Annotated in this window: 16 protein-coding genes; 4 read left to right on the forward strand and 12 right to left on the reverse strand. The window is 55.3% G+C overall.

Annotated elements, in window-relative coordinates; genetic code table 11:
- A partial coding sequence (locus tag VNL73_07530) for an E3 binding domain-containing protein (protein HXF49259.1) occupies positions 1 to 500 on the reverse strand: 500 nt, incomplete at its 3' end.
- A 151-nt stretch (positions 501 to 651) separates the two neighbouring features.
- Complete coding sequence (rplU, locus tag VNL73_07535) at positions 652 to 966, reverse strand: 50S ribosomal protein L21 (protein ID HXF49260.1); 315 nt, start codon at positions 964 to 966, stop codon at positions 652 to 654.
- 161 nt (positions 967 to 1,127) lie between these two features.
- Here rplU and VNL73_07540 point away from each other — a divergent pair, with 161 nt between their 5' ends.
- From VNL73_07540 to VNL73_07550, 3 genes are all read left to right on the forward strand, one after another.
- Positions 1,128 to 3,827: a choice-of-anchor B family protein gene (locus VNL73_07540; protein ID HXF49261.1), complete on the forward strand. Its 2,700-nt coding sequence runs from the start codon at positions 1,128 to 1,130 to the stop codon at positions 3,825 to 3,827.
- Between the two features lie 4 nt (positions 3,828 to 3,831).
- Positions 3,832 to 6,495, forward strand: coding sequence for a choice-of-anchor B family protein (locus VNL73_07545; GenBank protein HXF49262.1), 2,664 nt, complete (start codon positions 3,832 to 3,834; stop codon positions 6,493 to 6,495).
- Between the two features lie 226 nt (positions 6,496 to 6,721).
- Positions 6,722 to 8,350, forward strand: coding sequence for a hypothetical protein (locus tag VNL73_07550; GenBank protein ID HXF49263.1), 1,629 nt, complete (start codon positions 6,722 to 6,724; stop codon positions 8,348 to 8,350).
- On the opposite strand, the gene carB is transcribed toward VNL73_07550, so the two are convergent.
- The 9 genes from carB to VNL73_07595 are packed head-to-tail and all read right to left on the reverse strand — an operon-like array spanning position 8,347 to position 20,027.
- On the reverse strand, positions 8,347 to 11,619 hold the full coding sequence (gene carB / locus VNL73_07555; protein ID HXF49264.1) for a carbamoyl-phosphate synthase large subunit: 3,273 nt from the start codon (positions 11,617 to 11,619) through the stop codon (positions 8,347 to 8,349). The genes VNL73_07550 and carB overlap by 4 nt on opposite strands.
- A gap of 1 nt (position 11,620) precedes the next feature.
- Positions 11,621 to 12,763 carry a glutamine-hydrolyzing carbamoyl-phosphate synthase small subunit gene (carA, locus tag VNL73_07560; GenBank protein ID HXF49265.1) on the reverse strand — a complete coding sequence of 381 codons (1,143 nt, stop codon included), beginning with the start codon at positions 12,761 to 12,763 and terminating at the stop codon, positions 11,621 to 11,623.
- The gene (locus tag VNL73_07565; protein ID HXF49266.1) at positions 12,760 to 13,725 is read right to left on the reverse strand and encodes an RluA family pseudouridine synthase; all 966 of its coding nucleotides are present in this window, start codon (positions 13,723 to 13,725) and stop codon (positions 12,760 to 12,762) included. Before VNL73_07565 ends, carA begins: the two co-directional genes overlap by 4 nt.
- Positions 13,712 to 14,272 carry a signal peptidase II gene (lspA, locus tag VNL73_07570; protein ID HXF49267.1) on the reverse strand — a complete coding sequence of 187 codons (561 nt, stop codon included), beginning with the start codon at positions 14,270 to 14,272 and terminating at the stop codon, positions 13,712 to 13,714. Before lspA ends, VNL73_07565 begins: the two co-directional genes overlap by 14 nt.
- Complete coding sequence (locus VNL73_07575) at positions 14,273 to 14,662, reverse strand: TraR/DksA family transcriptional regulator (protein HXF49268.1); 390 nt, start codon at positions 14,660 to 14,662, stop codon at positions 14,273 to 14,275.
- A gap of 22 nt (positions 14,663 to 14,684) precedes the next feature.
- Complete coding sequence (gene ileS, locus VNL73_07580; GenBank protein HXF49269.1) at positions 14,685 to 17,837, reverse strand: isoleucine--tRNA ligase; 3,153 nt, start codon at positions 17,835 to 17,837, stop codon at positions 14,685 to 14,687.
- A gap of 18 nt (positions 17,838 to 17,855) precedes the next feature.
- On the reverse strand, positions 17,856 to 18,698 hold the full coding sequence (locus VNL73_07585) for a purine-nucleoside phosphorylase (GenBank protein HXF49270.1): 843 nt from the start codon (positions 18,696 to 18,698) through the stop codon (positions 17,856 to 17,858).
- Between the two features lie 8 nt (positions 18,699 to 18,706).
- Positions 18,707 to 19,264 (reverse strand): DivIVA domain-containing protein, encoded by a 558-nt coding sequence (locus tag VNL73_07590; protein ID HXF49271.1) that lies wholly within the window; start codon positions 19,262 to 19,264, stop codon positions 18,707 to 18,709.
- Between the two features lie 10 nt (positions 19,265 to 19,274).
- Positions 19,275 to 20,027, reverse strand: coding sequence for a YggS family pyridoxal phosphate-dependent enzyme (locus VNL73_07595; protein ID HXF49272.1), 753 nt, complete (start codon positions 20,025 to 20,027; stop codon positions 19,275 to 19,277).
- 122 nt (positions 20,028 to 20,149) lie between these two features.
- Between VNL73_07595 and VNL73_07600 the strand changes: the two genes are divergently transcribed.
- The gene (locus tag VNL73_07600; GenBank protein HXF49273.1) at positions 20,150 to 20,542 is read left to right on the forward strand and encodes a DUF2007 domain-containing protein; all 393 of its coding nucleotides are present in this window, start codon (positions 20,150 to 20,152) and stop codon (positions 20,540 to 20,542) included.
- Between the two features lie 14 nt (positions 20,543 to 20,556).
- Here VNL73_07600 and VNL73_07605 read toward each other — a convergent pair whose 3' ends face one another.
- The gene (locus VNL73_07605; GenBank protein ID HXF49274.1) at positions 20,557 to 21,153 is read right to left on the reverse strand and encodes a flavodoxin family protein; all 597 of its coding nucleotides are present in this window, start codon (positions 21,151 to 21,153) and stop codon (positions 20,557 to 20,559) included.
- Positions 21,154 to 21,189: the final 36 nt, after the last annotated feature.

The following is a 21,189-nucleotide window of genomic DNA, read 5'->3' on the forward strand; positions in this document are numbered from 1 at the left end:
GCGAGGAAGGCCTCGACGTCTTCTTTGGTGATGCGTCCCCCCCCGCCGGTTCCTTGGATTTGCGACAAATCGATGCCATGCTCCCGCGCCAAACGCCGCACGGCCGGCGAGGTTTTAACCCCCTTCAAATCATCCTCTTCAACGGTTGGAACGGAAGCCGGAACCGAAGGTGCGGAAGAAACGGAGGAGGAGGAACCGGAATGAATGGCGGAGACCCCGCCGCCGTTTCCTTTTAAATATTTTTCCGGAATCGGCTCGTTGGCGGAATCGAGCAAAACACCGATTTCGGCTCCAATGGGCACCACGGTCCCTTCGCCGATTAAAATCTTGCCCAAAACGCCCGATTTGTGGGCGGGAATCTCGGCGTTGATTTTGTCGGTCATTATCTCCACCACCGGCTCATCTTTTTTGACCGGGTCCCCCTCTTTTTTAAGCCATTTGCCGATGGTCGCCTCGACTACGCTTTCTCCCATCTGCGGAATTACGATATTGGTCGCCACTAATCCTTCCTTTCGACTTCGCTCAAGGCCTTTGAACTTTCTATTCCGTACGCCTGAACCCTACCCCGGCCAAGATAAAAATTTACGGGCGCAAGGCAATAGCAAAAAGGCCGGGCGAACCCGGCCTTTGCACTTGCGAACTCCTGCTCAATCAGGGCCAAACGATTTTGTTGATCGCCAACTGGGTGAAATCCTGGCGGTGGCCCCGTTTGCGGCGGTACTTGGTGCGGCGCTTGAACTTGAAAACGATGACCTTTGGGTCTTTTCCCACGTCGGCGACCGTGGCTTTCACCTTGGCACCCGAAACATACGGGCGGCCCACCACAACCCCCTTCTCGCCGGAAAGGAGCATCACTTTGTCTATTTCAACCGTATCCTGCGGGGCCGCTTCCAGCTTGGGGACTTTGATTTTCTCCCCCTCTTCCACCCGGAACTGCAGCCCTCCGATTTCCACTAACGCGTACACAAATCCTCCGTTTTGAAGAAACTAAATCTATCATTTTTCATCCGATTGTCAACCTTAAAACTAAGTGCTTGACGAAAGTCCCAAAACGCTTAACTTTACTTTTAGAGGCGTCAGGCAGGGTTGGTTGACATTCGCCAGGGAAGGAACGGACAACAGTGAGCATGTGCGGCAGGGTGGTCCGGCGTTTCTTGCTTTTTCTCATAGTTACCTTTGGGGCGGCCCCCCTACTTGCCCGTCCGAATTTTAATATAGATTCCCTTTTTTTCTTCGAAATCGAAAATACCCGCGGCTGCTGGGGGTACGTGGATGATTCAACCGGTCGGGAGTATGCGCTAATGTGCGCGACCGACCGGCTGGAAATCTGGGACGTAACCGACCCCGCCAGCCCCGATCGGATAAAAACAGTTTTCTCGGACGGTTTGAACGGTTTCAGCGCCGATTTGAAACAGGTCCGTCCGTATAAAAATTATGTCATAGCCGTCAACCAGAATGGCGGCCAAAATCGGGCAGCGCTGCAGGTAATCGATATGACCAATCCCCAGATGGCGCGCACGGTGGCCGTCTGGCCTGATACGGGCTTTCCCGGCAATACATTTCCTAATGGCGCCCACACGATACACATCGAAGGAGACTCCGCCTATTTGGGCATGAACGGGGCGGCCGATGAGTGGTATGTAATAGACATTTCCGACCCCTTAAATCCGGCTTTCGAAGACACGTACATGACCTTCGCCCCGGTATGCGGCAATTTCGGCGCGCAGTCCCACGACAGCTACGTGAAGAACGACACGGGCTTCATCGCCTTTCTGGGCGCCGGCTTCTCCATCGTCGATCTAAAGGAGAAACCGGTTCCCAAGAAAATTGCCGATGTCTGCTACCCGGAGGCGGTGACCCACAACTGCTGGCCCACCGAAGACCGGCAATATCTTTTCACGACCGATGAAACTCCGGGCGGGCATCTTCGAGTTTGGGACATTCGCACCCCCGGAAACCCGGCCAGCATCCGGCAGGTGGCGGAATGGTTTCCTCCCGGTGTTTCCTCCATCATCCACAACGTTCAAGTGAAAGGGAATTTTCTGTACGCTTCCTATTACGGGGAAGGGGTGGAAATTCTGGATATCGAGGACCCCACCCAGCCCGTGGAAGTGGGGCATTTTGACACGGCGCCGGACGCCAGCGGCGCCAGCTTCAACGGCTGCTGGGATTTTTTCCCCTACTTTCCCTCCGGCACGCTTCTGGCCTCCAATCTTTCCGGTCCGCCGGGAATGTGGCTTCTGCGATTTGACAACACCCGGGCCGGCAAACTGCGCGGCACCGTGGTCAACTGGGAAAACGGAGAGCCGATTTCGGACGTGGCCGTCCGTTTCGTCGGCATCCCGCGTGAAACCAAAACCGATGAGTTTGGTAACTATCTGTCCCGAAGCGAGGGGGGAATGGTGCAGCTGGCGTTCGTTCATCCCGACTTCCGTCCCGAAACCGTGAGCGTCGCCGCCGTTTTCAACGATACCGTGCAAGTGAATACCGTCCGGCTGGTTCCGCTCACCCTCCTTCCTTCGGTGCCCCAGGGACTTTCCGCCAGCCCCGTCGACGGGGGCAACATAATGCTTTTCTGGAGCCGGCCGCCGGATACCGGTTTGGCAAAGTTCCGCATTTACCGTACTTCCCCTTCCGACACGACAGCCTTTTCCGTATACGACTCCACAAGCCCGGCGGAGACCAGCTATACGGATATTGGGACGGTCGCAGGGGAACGCTTTTCCTACCGTATAAGCGCCGTCAATGCGCTTTTTGAAGGGTACCAATCCAGCACGGCCCGGTCGATGCGCATCGCTTTCCAGCCGAAACTGCTCTGGGTGGATCGCACCGGTCCCTCAAGCACGTTGGCCTACGGCTATTTTCGCGACACGATCGCAAACTTTTACCGGCGGGCCCTCCGCCGCTATGATTTTGATGTCCTGAACCTCCGGGATGAAACGCATCCCCAGCCGGGAGGTGTTTCCCCCGTTTTTACGGCCCAAAACAAATTCATCTTTGTCCATTCCTCCGAGCTGCGCACCATAACCGGCGATAATCCGGCCTTTCTTTCTTACTTCTTTGACTTCCTGAAAGCCGGCGGAAGGCTGGTGATGGACGGGCACTGGCCCATGGGCGGCTTTACGGCCGGCGCCTCATACTTAAAGTGTGCGTCGGCTGAGTTTCCGTTTTTCGTCGAATCCGGACTGTGGAATTCGCTGCAAAACGTTTATGGATTTGATTGTCTTTTTTTTCCTCGTGTGTTTCCGTACGACACCGGTTTGGTCAATCGCTCCTTTTTTTCCGCCCAACCGGCGGAAGCCGGCTATCCGCTTTTGGAAGCCGATTCCAGCCGGGCCGCTGAGGGGCTTAAAGCCTATCTTTCCCCCAGCATACCGTACCCATACCCGACGGTCCCCAACGTCGGCTACCTCGACAACCGAAACCCCGCTGAAGACTTGTACCGCTTCGGTTCCATCGTTCCCGGAAACGACCCCAAGGAAGGCCTAACCGTTGCCAAAAAACATCTCGACCCGGCTGGCGGCGGTTTTGTCTGGTTCAATTTCCCCCTTTTCTATATGCAGGAGGATTCGGCCAAGAAAGCGATCCGCCTGGCGCTGGCCGACCTCGGTTTGCCGGAGGATTATCCGAAAGCCGACCTCAATCAGGACGGGATGCGCAATCCCGTGGATGTCCCTTTTTTAACCAATTACATCTTCTCCCGTCTTCCTTTTCCGGGATTCGACCCCGGCGAGGCCGATTTGAACTGCGACGGCGGCGCCTCCCCCGCGGACGTTGTTTTACTGTTGCTGAACGTTTTTGCGGATCAACCCCTTCCCTGCGAGTGAAGCCATGTTGAAAATGCAGACCCGCAATTTCGGCATTATCTTTTCGCTCTTTCTATTTCTGGTGACTCCCGTTGCCTACGCCCGGCCCAATTTCAACATCGATACGCTGGCGTTCCGGCCGATTTCCGGCACGGAAGGGTGCTGGGGGTACGTCGATTCGGCCGCCAACAAGGAATACGCACTGATTTGCGCCTTCAACCGGCTGGAAATCTGGGATGTAACCGACCCATCGAATCCTGTTCAAAAACCCAGTGTTCCGGCAACCGGCGGGGATTTAAAGCAAGTCCGCCCGTACTCCCACTACGCTTTCGCCGTAAACCAGCAGGACTCCGGCCTGCAGGTGATTGACCTTTCCGACCCGGAAAACGCCTACACGCTTACCAGCTATGCAACGTCAAGCAATCACGGCGGCGCCCATGCGATTCACATTGACGGCCACTATGCCTATTTGGGTATGAACGGCAATTCCCCGTACAGTTGGCGGGTTATTGATATATCCGATCCGTTCAACCTGCAACCGCGGGGACAATACATGACCTCCCAACCCAGCGGCGGCTATTTAAACGTTTTGCAATCCCACGACAGCTACGTGAAAGGGGACACGGCCTACATTGCTTTTTTGTCTGCCGGTTTTTCCATCGTGGATATCACCATCAAAAACCTGCCCAAAAAAATCGCAGATGTCGTATACCCGAATTCTTTTACCCATAACTGTTGGCCGACCGAAAACGGTCAATTTCTTTTCACCTCGGACGAAATACCGGGAACCGGCCACTTGCGGGTATGGGATATCCGCAATCCCGCAAACCCGGTTCAGGTAGCGGAATGGATGCCCCCGGGAATTCCCTCCATAATTCATAACGTACAGGTAAAAGGAATTTATGCCTATATCTCGTATTACGCGGACGGCGTGGTGATTCTGGATATCGAAGACCCCACGCAGCCGGTTGAAGTGGGGCATTATGATACGGCTCCCCAGTCTTCCAGCACCGGTTTTGCCGGCTGCTGGGATTTTTACCCCTACTTTCCTTCCGGCACGCTTCTGGCCTCCAACTATTCATCCCCAGCCGGGATGTGGCTTTTGCGCTTTAACGGTGCCAAAGCCGGGCAGATAAAGGGGCGGGTCGTGAATTTTTTGACCGGCGACTCCGTGCCGGATGTTTTCATTCGCGTGCTGGAAGCCGCCCGCCAGTCCAAAAGCGACCCGGCCGGCAACTTTTCCGTCCGCACCGATTCTGGAACGTTTCGGCTGGAATTTTCACTTGCCGGTTTTATTCCTGAAACGCTCACGGTCGCAGGGCGATTGAACGACACCACCGACCTCGGAACGGTTGAGCTAAAACCGGTTTCTCTATTGCCCGCCACGCCGGCCCATTTTGCCGTGCGGCCGGAAGAAGGGGGAAACATCACCCTGGCCTGGCAGCGACCGCCGGACACAAATTTGACCGGTTTTCGCATTTACCGCACGGCTCCCAACGATACCGTCCTTTTCGCTCTGTTTGATTCGACCGGGCCTGATGCAAACACGTATGTCGACGCCGGTTCCGTTGCGGGAGAACGCTTTTTTTACCGCATCGCCGCCGTAAACAGCGCCGGTTATACGAGCTTCCTTTCGCCGCCGGTTGTGGGGATGCGTTTTGTGTTCGGGCAAAAGCTGCTTTTGGTGGATCGCACGGCCTACTGCAGCCCGTATTTGAAGCGCTATTTCGCCGCTCCCGATTCGTTCTACAACTTCCATGCCCGGATGCTGCGGCGGTTTGACTTTGACACGCTTGTCTTGGACGATTGCGCGGTGCGCTTTGCCATAAGCCCGGCCTTCGTGGCCCGCTATCCGTACATCGTCCTGCATTCTTCGGAATTCTATTCTCCGCTGGCCCACGACAACGCGTCGTTTCTTTCCTTTTTCACCGATTATTTGAAAGCCGGCGGCAAACTTTTGGTGGAGGCCCAGTGGACCCCCCTGCAGCCCAACCCGGTTTATCTATGCGATTACAACTCGGTTCTCTTGCCGAACGCCAGCGCGGAAATTTGGGACACGGTTCGCGCGAGTTTTGGTTTTGATTGCCTATATTACCCCTTGGTCCACACCTTGAATAATTCCACCGTTCACCAAGGTTTTGCCGGTGCGCGCTCGAAGAACCCGGCCTATCCCCATCTTACCGTTGACTCCGTGCGGGTGGATTACTTCGTCCCAACCACCGGTGGTTTCACCCGTTACCCCTACCCGACCATGCCCAACGTGGGGTATCTGATCGGCCGGGATTCCGCGGAAAACCTGTACGCGTTCAACTCCCTTTTGGGCAATTCGGACGAGAAAAACGGCAAAGCCGTGGCCAAAAAACACACAGTCCCCGGTGGCGGGGGATTCGTCTGGTTTGACTTTCCGCTCTATTATATGAAAGAGGACTCGACCAAAAAGGCCTTCCACCAGGCCCTGGCCGATTTGGATGTGCCGGAAACTTTTCCCAAAGGAGATTTTGACCGGGATGGCGTACGCACGATTGAAGACGTTACCTATCTAATGAACTGGGTTTTTATGGGAGAGCCCTTTCCAATCATCTTTGATGTCAGCGAAACCGACCTGAACTGCGACGGCCAGTCCTCTCCGGCTGATTTGGTTCTGCTTTTGCTAAACGTCTTCCCCGGCCAGCCCCTGCCGTGTAATTAAAGAGCGGCCTAATATCTTTGTTACCGCGCTAAACTCCAATTCCGACAACTTTTCGCCGATATGGCTAAAATCCGCCGGTAAAGGAAGATTTTCCGGTTTTTAACTCATTGAAAAGCAAAAGGTTGTCATAACCCGAGCTTCGGCATTAAAGTTGCCTCATTCTTTATTGACAACAAAGGGCGAACTTCTTAGGGAAGACCAAAAACGTTCGCAGGAAGGAGTGTTTATGCCCAATGCCAAAAGCTTCTTGAAAGTCAGCATCCCGCTGTTACTAATCACGGCTTTCAATTCTATAACCTCTTCAGCTATACCTGCCCGAAACCAAAAGGGCGTAAGCCCGAAAATTTCGGCCACTTGCCTTCCGAACAAAGATCAATGCACACATAAGGTTGGCCGACTATGGTCCACTGCCACCAATTACGGCTTTTGGGGTAATCAAATGGATCGGATGGGCCTTAGGGATTGCCTGACCGGGGGGTCTTCTTCTTCGGCTGAATTTCCGGGTGGCTCATTAATCGAATACCTTTTCCAAGGAGCCATCTGGGTAGGTGGAATAGTGAACGGCGATACGCTCGTTACCATTGGAACGGATGGATGGGTATATGACCCGGACCGGGGAGAACTGCACGCCGACTGTGATGTTTTAGGGGCGATCATTCGTCGGTCAACCAATCCATCCAGTCCGTACTATGACCCGAATGCCCTTTCGGACATGGACTTCATTGTCACCATGTACGACACGCTGACGGATCCCCAATTTGTTGAAAATCCGGACCCCCAAAGTGGCAAACCGTTTAAACCGCTTGGGCTTAAGCTGGTGCAAACCAGTCTTTCTTACACAGGCCCGTCACTGGAAGATATAATCTTTATCCACTACAAGCTCGAAAACATCGGCGTTAACAACGTACAAGATGCTTACGTGGGTTTTTTCTGGGATGGCGACGTTGGCCATCTTAATACACCCAACTTTTTTCTGGATGACCTATCTGGTTTATTTCAGAAAGACACAGTGGTAAATGACCAGCCCTTGCATATTGAAGTTCCTTACGTCGTGGACGAAGATGGCGACCCCGGAGCTGGAATTTTTCGCTCCAACAGCCCAACTGCTGTTGTCGGGCTTTATCTTTTAAGTGCCTCACAGCCATTGGCAAAAACCAGCTTTAACTGGTGGACACCCAACGGCACTGCATCTCTTGATTGGGGCCCGCAAATAGCTCCAGGCCGCAGAAATTGGTCCGGCGGCTGGGGTCAGCCGGAGGGGGACGGGATGAAGTATTATTACCTCTCCAACGGCGAAAGGGATTACAATCAGGTTTGGAGCGCCTTAAACCACGGCTCTACGGATTACGGCTTTGGAACCGGATGGATTCCGCCTTTGGTGGATCCAGGCGCGGCCATCGACATCGCCAGTGGTTTCGATGCGCGTTATCTGTACTCATTCGGCCCTTTTCAATTAGCACCCGGCGACACAGCTTCCTTTTCCATAGCGGTTTTGGTCGGAACTGGGTTTCACAACAACCCGCAAAACTTCAACCAAAACCTTGGGGCCATTCCGGATAATTATCGCAACCCCACTAAAATCCGCGCCTATCAAAATGGTTTGGACTTTTCAGACCTGATTGCAAAGGCCGTCGCGGCCAGACAAAAGCTGGGCATCGTCCCTGCCCGAGGCGATATAAATGGCGATGGTTTGCTGTCGGCTGCCGATGTAGTTGTTCTACTAAACATCGTATTCCTGAACAATCCCGCACCCATACCGGGCTTACACGATTTGAATTGCGACGGAGAAATATCGCCGGCCGATTTGGTCCTTCTCTTGAATCTGGTCTTTTTGGGAAGTTCTTTAGCGTGTTAGGCCGTTTCTAAAATCTCAACCGGCTTCGCCGGGAAGTATTCCTGCAAAGAGCGGACTTCCAGTTTTCCCCGCTTGAGGGACTGCACGGCGTTCACGGCGGCCTGCGCCCCGGCCAAAGTGGTTATCAGGGTGACGCCGTGCTCCACGGCGGCGCGGCGGATGGCTTGGGAGTCCTTTTGCGAAATCTCCCCCTCCGGCGTGTTGATGACCCAGGCAATCTCCCCGGCCTTGATGGAATCGACGATATGCGGCCGCCCTTCGGAGACCTTTTTGACCGGCTTGACCGGAATGCCGGAAGCCGAGAGCGCTTTGGCCGTGCCGGAGGTGGCGCAAAGCGCAAAGCCGAGCTCGACCAAATGCTTGGCCAGAAAAACGGAAGCCCGCTTGTCCCGGTTGCGCACGGAAATAAAGATTCGACCTTTGTCTGGAAGACCGCCGGCCAAATTTAGCTGGCCTTTCAAGAAGGCCAGTCCCAAATCGGCGTCCAGCCCCATCACCTCGCCGGTCGATTTCATCTGCGGGCCGAGCGATACTTCGGCGCCGGGAAAACGGGAGAAGGGAAATACTGGAAATTTTACCGCGAAGTGCGGTTTTTGATAACTGGAGGGCAAACCGAACTCCTTCAAACGCCGCCCTAAGCCGACTTTAGTTGCAATTTTGGCCAACGGAACACCGATCGCCTTGGAAACGAACGGCACCGTCCGGCTGGAACGGGGATTGGCCTCCAGAACGTAAACCGTGTCATCCTTGACCGCAAACTGGATGTTCAGAAGCCCGATTACCTTCAAAGCCCGGGCGATTTTTACGGCGTACTCTTCCACCTTTTTCAAGGTGGAATCGGAAACTGAAAACGGGGGCAGAACGGCAATCGAATCACCGGAATGAATCCCCGCCTCTTCGATATGCTCCATGATACCGCCAATGAAAACCTCTTTGCCGTCCGAGACCAAATCCACATCCAGCTCGATGGCCTCCTCCAGAAACTTGTCGATTAAAACCGGCCGTTCCGGGGTCACATCCAAACTCGTTTGCAGATAATCCGCCAGCTCCCGCGAAGAATAGGCCAGCTTCATTGCCTGCCCCCCCAAAACGTAGGAAGGCCGCGCCAGAACGGGATAACCGAGCGCGGCCGCCGTCTTGATGGCGCGGGCAAAGGTGATCGCGGTTCCTCCCAGCGGCTGTGGAATGCCCAAATCCGACATTAGCCGGGCAAAACGCTTCCGGTTTTCGGCAATGTCAATAGCTTCGTAGGGTGTTCCCAAAATTTTCCATTTCGATTTGGAGAGCGCTTTGGCCAGCTTCAAGGGTGTCTGGCCGCCAAAGCCGACAAAAACGCCCAACGGGTTTTCCCGTTCCAAAATGGCCCAGACGTTTTCGCGGGTTATCGGTTCAAAATAGAGCCGGTCGGCCGTGTCGTAATCGGTGGAAACCGTTTCCGGGTTGGAGTTTATCATTACGGCATCATACCCCTCTTCCCGGATGGCCCAAACGGCGTGGACACAAGCGTAATCAAACTCAATTCCCTGCCCGATGCGGTTCGGCCCCGAGCCCAAAACGACGACGGAGGGCTTGCCCGATTTTTTCACCGGGTCGCCGGCAAAATCGTAGGAAGAATAGAAGTAGGGCGTGAACGCCTCGAACTCTCCCGCGCAAGTATCCACCGATTTGAAGACCGGCAGAATCTCCTTTTTCTGCCGCAAGCGGGTAACAATCTCTTCGGACGTGTTAAGCAGTTTGGCAAGATGCAAATCAGTGAAACCCCATTCTTTGGCAGCCCGCAAAAGTTCTTCCGGCAGAGTGTCAAAATTGTTCTTGGCAAAAAGCCCCGGCTCCTGCTGGGCGTAATTTTTGATTTGCGTTGCCAATTCCACAATTTCCTTGATATGGTGCAAAAACCAGAGGTCGATTTTGGTAAACCTGTATGCGTCCTCAACGGAAAGTCCCTGCTCGAAGCCGGTCTTCAGATATAAAACACGTTCCGGATGATGGGTGGCCAGAACCTGTTTTATTTTCTCGAGCGAAAGTTCTTCCTTTTTATTCCAGAGAAAACCATTATATCCCGCTTCTGCAGAGAAAAAACCCTTCCCCAGCGCCTCTTTGAAATTCCGCCCGAAAGCCAGGGCCTCGCCGACCGATTTCATCGAGGTGGAAAGCTGCTGCGCGGCATCCGGAAACTTTTCAAAATTGAAACGGGGGACTTTGACGACAACGTAATCGATGGCCGGCTCAAAACAGGCCGGTGTCTTTTTGGTAATGTCGTTGGGGAGTTCATCCAGCGTATACCCGCAGGCCAGCTTGGCGGCGATTTTGGCGATCGGAAAACCGGTTGCTTTGGAAGCCAGGGCAGACGAGCGGGAAACCCGGGGATTGGTTTCAATTGCCACCATCCGACCGGTGTGGCCGTCGACGGCGAACTGGATGTTCGATCCCCCCGTCTCCACGCCGATTTTGCGGATGATGGACAGCGACCAGTCCCGCATCTTTTGATATTCCTTGTCGGTCAGGGTTTGCGCCGGAGCGACGGTAATCGAATCGCCGGTGTGCACCCCCATCGGGTCCAGATTTTCGATGGAGCATACGATCACCACATTGTCCTTTTTGTCCCGCATTACTTCCAATTCGAATTCCTTCCAACCGATGACTGATTCTTCGATCAAGACCGTGTGCACGGGTGAAAGTTCAAGCCCCAGGGAGACAATTTGCTTCAGTTCTTCCGGGTTATAGGCAATCCCGCCCCCCGTGCCTCCCAAAGTGAAGCTGGGGCGAATCACCACCGGATAACCCAGATTCTTTGCAACTTCCCGTGCCTGCTGGACGGAGGCGACCTGTTCGCTTTTTGGAACGTCCACCCCGATTTCCCGCATCGCCTCTTTGAAAAGCTTCCGGTCTTCGGCCCGCTTGATCGCCTCCGGCTTGGCCCCAATCATCTCCACCCCGAAACGCTCTAAAACGCCGCTTTCGTAAAGCATCATCGCCAGATTGAGCCCGGTCTGCCCGCCCAAGGTCGGCAAAAGCGCATCCGGGCGTTCCTTTTCGATGATTTTGGCGACAATCTCGGCTGTGAGCGGCTCAATGTAGGTGGCGTCTGCCATCTCCGGATCGGTCATGATCGTCGCCGGGTTGGAATTGACCAGAATGACGCGATACCCTTCTTCGCGTAACGCCCGGCAGGCCTGGGTGCCCGAATAATCGAATTCGCACGCCTGGCCGATTACGATGGGCCCGGAGCCGATGATGAGGATCGATTTTATATCGGTGCGCTTCGGCATCCTATTTCTCTCGCCACTTTTTCATTAGCGCGATAAACTCGTCAAAAAGATAATCCGCATCGTGCGGTCCCGGCGAGGCCTCCGGATGGTACTGCACGGAGAAAATCGGGTACTCGCTATGCCGCATCCCCTCCACGGTCTGGTCGTTTAAATTGATGTGGGTAAGTTCCAGCCCGGCGCTCTTAAGCGAGGCCGGGTCTACGGCAAAGCCGTGGTTTTGAGCCGTAATTTCCACTTTTCCCGAAATGAGATTTTTAACAGGGTGGTTGGCACCGTGGTGGCCAAACTTCAGCTTGAAGGTTTTGGCCCCGAGAGCCAAACCCAAGATTTGATGACCGAGACAAATACCGAAGACCGGTTTCAAACCGATGAGTCGTTCGACTGCGCGCACGGCATACCGGCAGGCGGCCGGATCGCCCGGGCCGTTGGACAAGAAAATACCGTCCGGCTTGTGGGCCAAAACCTCTTCGGCACTCGTACCCGCCGGAACGACCCGCACCCGGCAGCCGACGGCGCCTAATTTTCGCAAAATGTTGTGCTTGATGCCGAAATCGAACGCCACCACTTTCCACGGCCGGCCATTCGTCCCGGCAAATGTCTTGTCTTCCCAGAAGTACGGCATATCAACCGAAACTTTTTTGGCCAAGTCCTGCCCCTCCATCCCGGGCAGGCGGGCCGCTTTTTCCTTTAGTTCCTTGATGCGGGAAACTTCCGGTGAAATAATCCCCATCGCCGCCCCCCGCTCGCGCAGGCACAAGGTCAGCGCCCGGGTATCGACCCCCTCGATGCCGACAACGCCTTGCGCTTTCAAGAATTCATCCAAGGAGTACTCCGAGCGCCAATTGGAAGGGAAGTTGCACGCCTCCCGCACGATGAACCCCCGCACCCAGCTTTTGCGCGATTCAAAATCCTCCGAATTGAGCCCGTAGTTGCCGACAAGGGGATACGTCATCGCCACCATTTGCCCTTCGTACGAAGGGTCGGTTAGAATCTCCTGGTATCCCATCATCGAGGTGTTGAAAACCACCTCGCCGGAGGATTCCCCAACGTGGCCGAAAAGATTGCCCAAGAAGACTTCGCCGGAGGCCAAAACCAAAACCCCTTTCGTTTTTGTTTTTCCGCGAAAGGAGTTTGCGCCGCTCATTTTTCCAAAGCCCGAAGATAATCCAAAACGGCCCGAAAGTCATCCGGCAATTCTGAAAAAAATTCCAGTTTCTCCTTGCTAACCGGATGAGCGAAGGAAAGATAAAAAGCGTGCAGGGCCTGCCGGTCAATCAACTCCAGCGCCCGGGCGGCCTGTTGTCGATACTCCCCCTTGATGCCTCCGAGGGCTTTATCCCGCCCTCCATACTCTGGATCACCGAAGACCGGATGCCCCAAATGCGAAAGATGGGCGCGGATTTGATGGGTGCGACCCGTGCGCAAAGCGATCTGCAGAAGCTGGGAGAAGGAAAAGCTTTCCAAAACCTCATACTCAGTCATTGCCGGCCGCGAATGCTCCTTGGTAACAACCACTTTTTTCCGGTCGGCCGGCGAACGCCCCAAAGGCAGATCAATCAGCCCCTTTTTCCCTTTCAAATGCCCCCAGGAAATGGCTTGATACCGCCGCTTGAGCGTACGGTCCTTCAATTGTTTCTGCAATTGCGAATGGGCGGTCATCGTCTTGGCCACCAAAAGCAGTCCCGAGGTGTTTTTGTCCAGCCGGTGCACCAACCCCAGCCGAAAGTTCTCTTCGTCCGCCTTTTCGAGTCCGAAGTGATACAAAAGGGCGTTGACCAACGTTCCCGTCCAGTGACCGACGGCCGGGTGGGAGACCATCCCCGCCGGTTTTTCCAAAAGGATAACGTCTTCGTCTTCAAAGTAGATTTTAAGCGGAAGTTTTTCCGCGGTGATTTCATACACTGGCCGGGGCGGAATCTCCACTTCAATAAAGTCCCCGGCTTGCACTTTATAGGAGGCCTTCTGAATTTTGCCGCTGACGGTGACTTTCTTCTCGTCAATCAGCCGCTGCACGGCCGAGCGGGAAAGCACCTGCTCCAGCTCCAGGGCCAAAAACTTGTCCAGACGAAGATTGGCTTCCTTGGCGGAGACTTTAAAGCTTTGCATCGGCAGCCGCTGCCGGGGAAGGCAATTCTTTTTTGGAGAAAAACGAAGCGGAAAGGAGCAGTGCAATGCCGACCGTCACGGCCGAATCGGCGATGTTGAAAACCGGCCAGCGTTCCATTCCGGAAAAATGGGCGGGACCGAGATGAAACGGCGGGATGTCGAAAAACTCAAAATCAAAAAAATCGGTGACCGAGCCGTACAAGGCCCGGTCGTACAGGTTGCCAAAGGCGCCGCCCAAAATCAGGCTAAGCGAAAAGCGCGAAAGTTTTCCGTCCTCCGGATGCTGGTAGAGATAAAACAGGATGTACAGGATGACGACAATGGAGGCGATGAAGTAAAAAGTGCTCCCTCCCAGCTGGATGCCGAAGGCCCCCCCTCTGTTTTCGACGTAGGTGAACAGGAAAAAATTCCCGATGACCGAAACCGATTCCCCCAGTTCAAAGTTCTTTTTCACCAGCCACTTGGTGAACCGGTCCAAAACCCAGATGAAGAAAACGAGAAGAACGTATAATTTGTAGGGTGCGAGGCGCGAAAAACCGGCCGCCATCTACATATTTTCTTTCAGCTTGGCCTGCTCTTCCTTCTCCTTGCAGGCGATGCACAAGCGGGCGTGGGGAACCGCTTCCAGCCGGGCGGCGGAGATGTCGCCGCCGCACTCCTGGCACTTGCCGAAATTTCCGTCCTTGATCCGGCGCAACGCCTCGTCGATGTGATACAAGAGCCGGCCCGACTTGGAGGCCATCAAAAACGCCTTCTCACGCTCCATCGCGTCCGTCCCTTGATCGGCCATATGATAAGAATAGGAAGACAAATCGCCGGAGGAGTCCTTGATGGTCGTCTCCAAAGCCGCCTTTTTCAAAAGCCCCATTTCTTCCACCAGTTCCGAGCGGCGGGCCAAGAGAAGCTTTTCGTATTTTTCCAAATCCTTCTTTTTCATCCTTTTTCCTCTCTATGAAATTCTACGAGGTTACGTTTTCAGGCCTCCCCGCTCGGGCCGCCGAAAGTTTCACTTTTTCCCCGTTCACGTTCAGCTCCACCGAGGCTTCCGCCTTCGGCAGCCGCTCAGAAAGCCGCTCCGTCAGCGTTTCCTTTCGGATGTAGCCGCCGAACCGTTCGAGGGCCTTCGCCACCGCCGGCGTTCCTTCGATGGAAAGCCAAATCCGGTCGGTCACTTCAAAGCCGGATTCCTTGCGCAGGTTTTGGATCCGGTTCACCAGTTCCCGCGCCAGCCCTTCCAGTACGAGATCCTCCGACAACCGGGTATCCAGGGCCACCGCATACCCGCCGAACGTCTCCCCCACCAGCCCCTCGGGGCTTTTTTCAACGATCTCCACTTCCGTCCGGCTTACGGTGGCCGCCTCTCCCTCTATAACCACCTCCAGTTCCCCTTTTTGCTTCAACCGCAAAAGTTCCGCCGTCCCCAGACTTTTGATTTTTTCGGCCGCCGCCCCGATTTTTTTACCCCATTTCGGCCCCAGCACCGAAAAGACCGGTTTGGCGGAAAGCGAAAATAACTTTTCCGAGGACGGAAGGAAAGTGACTTTTTTTACGTTCAACTCCTCGGCCATGATGGGGACGAGTTCGGAAAGCGCGGCCTCCGATTTCCCGCCCGGCACCACGGCAATAAGCTCCGGCAGCGGCTGGCGCACCTTTATTTTGCTTTTGTTGCGCGCCGCCCGCCCCAAGACCACCAGTTGGATCAAGTCATCCATTTTCCGTTCCAAGGCGCCGTCGATTTTCGACTCGTCGCAGACCGGAAACGCCGCCCAGTGAATGCTGTCAACCCCCGGTTGGAATTTCGCCGCCAGTTCCTGATACAGCTTTTCCGGCAGGAAGGGTGCCATCGGCGCCGCCAGTTTTAAAACCGTAACGAGCGCCTGATGCAGCGTGGCGTAGGCCGAGGCCTTGTCGGCATCCCAGCCCGAGCGCCAGAAGCGCTTCCGGTTGCGCCGCACATACCAGTTGGAAAGCTCCTCCACGACAAACCGCTCCAGCTTGCGGGCCACGTTCGTAACCTCAAAAACCTCGTAATCGGCGGTTGTCTCCTTGACCAACGAATTGAGCCGGGACAAAATCCAGCGGTCCAATTCGGAGGGGCTCTGCGGCGCGGAAAGCTTCTCCGGCGTCCAGCCGTCGATATTCGCATACAGGGCGAAAAAGGAATACGTATTCCGCAGGGTATCAAAAAAGTTGCGGACCGTATCCACCACGCCGTCCACGTCGAAACGAGTCGGCAGCCAGGGGGCGGAAACGGAAATCAAATACCAGCGCAGGGGATCGGCCCCGTATTTGTTGACGACCTCCCAGGGGTCCACCACGTTCCCCTTGTGCTTGGACATCTTCTGCCCTTCCTTGTCCAGAATGAACTCCGCCACCACCACGCTTTTGTAGGGGGATTTGTCGAAAAGCAAAACGGAGATGGCCAGAAGTGAGTAGAACCAGCCGCGGGTCTGGTCCACTGCTTCCGAGATGAAATCGGCCGGGAAAAACTTTTCGAATTTTTCCTTGTTTTCAAACGGATAGTGCCACTGCGCCACCGGCATCGCCCCGGAGTCGAACCAGACATCAATCACCTCCGGCGTGCGCCGCATCGGCTTTTTGCAGCCCGTGCAGGGAAACTCCACAGCATCCACGAAGGGCCGGTGCAAATCCAGATTCTCCAGTTTCTGGCCGGAAAGCTTCCGCAATTCCGCCAGCGACTCGACCGATATTTCTTTTTTGCACCCCTCGCAAACCCAGATGGGCAACGGCGTCCCCCAATACCGCTCGCGCGAAAGCGCCCAGTCCACGTTCCCCGCCAGCCATTCCCCAAACCGCCCGGCGCCGATTTCCGGGGGATACCATTTAATGGTTTGATTGGCGCGAATCATCGCCTCCCGGAACTGGGAGGTTTTGATATACCAGGAGGGCCGGGCGTAGTACAAAAGGGGGGAATCGCACCGCCAGCAGAACGGATAGGAGTGGGTGTATTTTTCGGTTTTGTACAAAAGCCCGCGCGACTTCAAATTCTTGATGATGTCAACTTCGGCATCCTTGACGAACTTTCCGGCGAAATCGGTGACGAACTCTTTGAACCGCCCGGCGTCATCCACGGTGTGCACTTTGGGCAGACCGAGCGATTCCCCCAGCGTGTAGTCGTCCGCCCCGTACATCACCGCCGTGTGCACCACGCCGGTTCCTTCCTCGGTGGTGACAAAATCCGCCGTGGCGACGAGGAAAGCCGGCTTCCCTTCCGGGTTGATGTAGGCAAAAAGCGGCTCGTAGCCAAGCCCAGCCAAATCCTTCCCTTTTTTCCGCTCGACGATTTCACATTCATCTTTGAGAATGCCGAGCCGCGCCTCCGCCAGCCAGTAGAATTCCGACCCCTGCTTTACCTTGACATAGTCGATGCCCTCGCCGACCGCCAAGGCAACGTTGCCGGGCAAAGTCCAGGGGGTGGTCGTCCAGGAAAGAATAAAAGTGTCCTTTTGGTCTTTCAGCCGGAACTTGACGTAAATCGAGGTCTCCGTAACATCCTCGTATCCCTGCGCCACTTCGTGCGAGGATAGCCCCGTGCCGCAGCGCGGACAGTAGGGAACGACCCGGAACCCGCGGTAAATCAGCCCGCGCCGGAAATACTGCGCCAAAATCCACCAGACCGATTCGATGTATTCGTTCTTGAAGGTGATGTAGGGATTCTCCAAATCGAGCCAGTAGCCGATCCGCTCCGTCAGCTCGTCCCACTCCTTCTTGTAGCGAAAAACCGACTCCCGGCATTTGGCGTTGAACTTTTCGATGCCGTATTCCTCGATTTTCGCCTTGGAGTTCAGCCCCAATTCCTTCTCGACTTCCAGTTCCACCGGCAGGCCGTGGGTATCCCACCCCGCTTTGCGCTCCACCCGATACCCCTGCATCGTTTTGTAGCGGCAGACCAAATCCTTGATGGTGCGGGAGATGACGTGGTGGATTCCCGGTTTGCCGTTGGCCGTCGGCGGCCCTTCGTAAAAGACAAAATCCGGCCGACCCGCCGAGCGTTCCAGCGTTTTTTCAAAAACCTTGTTCTTCCGCCAGAACTCCAGCACCTCGGCCTCTATTTTGGGGAAGGAAAATCCTTCTTTCAGCTCGTCAAACATATGGGAAAAAGAAAACTCTTAAACCTTGATTCTCTTCACCGTCTCGCTCATCAGAGCCGTCAGTTTCGGCTCGGTCAGATTGGCGGTGTGGATGATTTCCTCCAGCGAGCAGGGCTTCAAGGCATCCGGCAGCCCCATATCGGTGATGATGGAAAAACCCAAAACCTTCATCCCCCCGTGGCGGGCGACGATGACCTCCGGCACGGTGGACATCCCCACCACGTCGGCCCCGATGATGCGCAAGAATCGGTATTCGGCGGCGGTCTCGAGCGTCGGCCCGGTGACCGAAACGTATACCCCCTTCCAGACGCGGAGCTTGGTGTCCAAAGCCGCCTGCTCCGCGGTGGCAATCAAAGCCGGGTCGTAGCACTGATACATATCTGGAAAGCGGACGCCGAGGGAATCGTCGTTCGGGCCTATGAGCGGATGAGCCCCTTGCATATTGATGTGGTCGGTGATGAGCATTATATCCCCGGCTCTGAACTGCGGGTTCAACCCGCCGCAGGCGTTGGAAACGATGAGAACTCCGGCGCCGAGGGCTTTCATCACCCGCACCGGAAAGGTGACCTCCTGCATCGAGTATCCCTCGTAAAAATGGAACCGCCCCTGCATCGCCACCACTTTTTTCCCTTCCAGCTCGCCCAAAATAAGCCGCCCGGCGTGGCTTTCCACCGTGGAAACCGGAAAGTGCGGAATGGTCTCGTAGGAAACCGATTTCTCCGCCTTTATCTTTTCCGCCAGCCCTCCCAGCCCCGTCCCCAAAACGATGCCGATTTGCGGCACCAGCTTGGTCTGGGTGCGAATGTAGTTTACCGCTTCGTCAATGCGCTCTTTTAAATTATCCGTCGGTCTTTTGGTCAAGCGTTCTCCTATTCGTCCAGTCGTTGTTTCAACTCTTCAACCGGCTCCGCCGCCCGCAACGCCTGCGCTTCGGCGGCATCCGCCTTTTTGACAAAGCGCAAATGCCGCCCCCCTTCCTGCGACCTTTCCAGTTCCTCCAGCATCGAGCGGTGCGAATCGATCATCCCCCTAAACTGCATCACGTAGTTCGACCGAAGCTGGGAAAGCTCCACCAGCTCCCGTTTGATGTTCCCCAGGCTCTCCTGCGTTTTGTGAACCAGCTCCTCCGCTTTGAGCTGCGCCTCGCGCAAAAGAAGCTCCGCCTCCTTGACGGCGTTTAACCGGGTCTCTTCGGCGGTCTTTTGCGCCGCCAGCAAAACCTCCTGCAGCGAGCCCTCCAGCCCGCGAAACTCCTTCAATTCCGATTCCATCCGCAAGGCGCGGGAGCGCAGCTCGGCCAGCTCCCGGTCTTTTTCCTCCAGCTCGTCGGCCAGCGTTTTCAAAAAGGAATCCACTTCGGCCCGGTCGTATCCCCTGAACCGTTTCGGAAACTCAATGGAGCGCAAATCCACCGCCGTCAAAGTCATAATGCCTCCTTCATCCCCCGAGTGAGCCCCGCTCGGCGGGGAGAGCCGAGGGGCTTTCTGCCCTATCCATTTTACGCGGCCCGAAAAGCGCCGTCCCCAGCCGCACCATCGTCGAACCCTCCTCCACGGCGACCGGGTAATCGGCCGACATCCCCATGGAGAGATGCCGGAAAAGCGGGCCGAAAATTTTCCGTCTTTCGATTTCTTCAAAAAGCTGCCGCAATAAAGCGAAGGCGGCGCGCTGTTTTTGTTCCTCTTCCGTAAAAGGCCCCACGGTCATCAAGCCCTCCACGCTAAGATTCTGCAGAGCGGCAATTTTCTCCGCTTCGGAAACAAGTTTTTCCGGCGGAAAGCCGTATTTCGACGGCTCACTGGAGGTGTTCACTTCCAAAAGCACGGGCATTACACGCTTCCGCAATCCGGCCGCCCTGGAAATTTCCGCCGCCAATTCAAACGAGTCGACCGAATCGACGGTGTCGAAGAACTCCACGGCCTTTTTTACCTTGTTGGTCTGCAAATGCCCGATCATCCGCCAGCTTGCCGTCTTCCCGAGTGCTTTGATTTTCGGCAGCGCCTCCTGAAGACGGTTTTCTCCAAACGTTGAAAGCCCCGCCTCAATCGCTTCCTGCACGCGTTCAATGCTCACGTTTTTGGTCACCGCTACGATTTGAACCCCTTGCTTCCGCCCCGATTTTTCTTGCGCCTCCAGAATCTTCCGGCAGACGGCTTCCAGGGCTTCCGCCGCGCTCGGAGCGAAATTCATTAGCCGAAAAGGATAGCCCCAAAAAACCCAAAAATCAACCCCTTTTTCCGAATGAAAAAATGGCTTGTTGCTTTTGGGAAAAAGCGGCGTATTATGGACAAGGAGGCAAAAAAGGAGCGCTTGTGTACTGTCCGCGTTGCAAAACCGAATACCCGGAAGGCCGGGAGGAATGCCAGGAGTGCGGCACGCTTTTGGAGCTGCATCCCCCAAAGGAAGAAGAGCTGCATGAACAGAATTCAAACTACCGTTTCGTGCCGTTGCGCCAGAACCTAAGCCCGCTCTACGCCGAAATGCTGCGCGAGGCCTTGGACAACGAGGGGATTCCCGCCTTGGTGAAAACCTCCGGCATCGGCGCCGCCTACTTCGGCTTCCAGTACGTCACCGCCCCCAATCCGGCCGCCCCCGTCTCCGTCTTGGTGCCGGAGGAGCGCTTGGGGGAGGCGGAAGCCGTCGCCGAGCAGATCCTTCCGGAGAAGGAGCTTTCCGGCGTCGAATTCCCGGAAGGGCTGGATTAGGCGGCCCGGCGGAATTAATTTTTCCACTTCAAGGCCAGTTTTTTCCCTTTTTCAAACGCTTCTTTTAAGATTTTCTTTTCCTTCTTGACCAGGCCGGCTTCGAAGCTGTTCGGGGAATACAGCAAATGCCCTTCCGGATGCGTTCCCGCCCAGATGAAAAATCCTTTCACGACCCACAGCGCACCCTGAAACTTGGGGTCCTCCCCGCCCGCCAAAATCACGAACCCCCCCCGGCGTCCCAGCCTCCTTTTTTTTAGATAAATTTCTCTGCTTTTCTTTTGGGCCAAAGGCCTTGCGCAGTTCATCCGGTCGATAAAGAGTTTGACCTGGGCCGAAACCGAGTCGAAGTAGATGGGCGAGGCGACGACGACCAACCGGCTGGCCAAAAACTTCTCGTAAAGGGGGGTCATATCGTCGTCGAAAAAACAAAGTGAGGGCTCCGGCGACTCCCCGCAGCTTTGGCAGGGCATGATCTTTTGCCGGTTCAAATCAACCCACTCGACGGCAAACCCGGCCGAGCGGGCCCCGCGGCAAAATTCCTTGAGAAGAATCTCCGTTGAAGATTCCGGCACCGGGCTGCCGTTCAAAGCCAGAAGCAGCGGTTTTTTCACAAAACAAAAATACGGAAAAAGGAAAAAGAAGCCAGA

The sequence above is a fragment of the Verrucomicrobiia bacterium genome, assembly GCA_035574275.1.
GTDB lineage: Bacteria > Zixibacteria > MSB-5A5 > DSPP01 > DSPP01 > DSPP01.

Bases quoted from the DNA above. Each gene is read 5' to 3' on its own strand.
- VNL73_07540 (HXF49261.1), top strand. From the start codon at position 1,128: ATGTGCGGCAGGGTGGTCCGGCGTTTCTTGCTTTTTCTCATAGTTACC.
- VNL73_07545 (HXF49262.1), top strand. From the start codon at position 3,832: ATGTTGAAAATGCAGACCCGCAATTTCGGCATTATCTTTTCGCTCTTT.
- VNL73_07550 (HXF49263.1), top strand. From the start codon at position 6,722: ATGCCCAATGCCAAAAGCTTCTTGAAAGTCAGCATCCCGCTGTTACTA.
- carB (HXF49264.1), bottom strand. From the start codon at position 11,619: ATGCCGAAGCGCACCGATATAAAATCGATCCTCATCATCGGCTCCGGG.
- carA (HXF49265.1), bottom strand. From the start codon at position 12,763: ATGAGCGGCGCAAACTCCTTTCGCGGAAAAACAAAAACGAAAGGGGTT.
- VNL73_07565 (HXF49266.1), bottom strand. From the start codon at position 13,725: ATGCAAAGCTTTAAAGTCTCCGCCAAGGAAGCCAATCTTCGTCTGGAC.
- lspA (HXF49267.1), bottom strand. From the start codon at position 14,272: ATGGCGGCCGGTTTTTCGCGCCTCGCACCCTACAAATTATACGTTCTT.
- VNL73_07575 (HXF49268.1), bottom strand. From the start codon at position 14,662: ATGAAAAAGAAGGATTTGGAAAAATACGAAAAGCTTCTCTTGGCCCGC.
- ileS (HXF49269.1), bottom strand. From the start codon at position 17,837: ATGTTTGACGAGCTGAAAGAAGGATTTTCCTTCCCCAAAATAGAGGCC.
- VNL73_07590 (HXF49271.1), bottom strand. From the start codon at position 19,264: ATGACTTTGACGGCGGTGGATTTGCGCTCCATTGAGTTTCCGAAACGG.
- VNL73_07595 (HXF49272.1), bottom strand. From the start codon at position 20,027: ATGAATTTCGCTCCGAGCGCGGCGGAAGCCCTGGAAGCCGTCTGCCGG.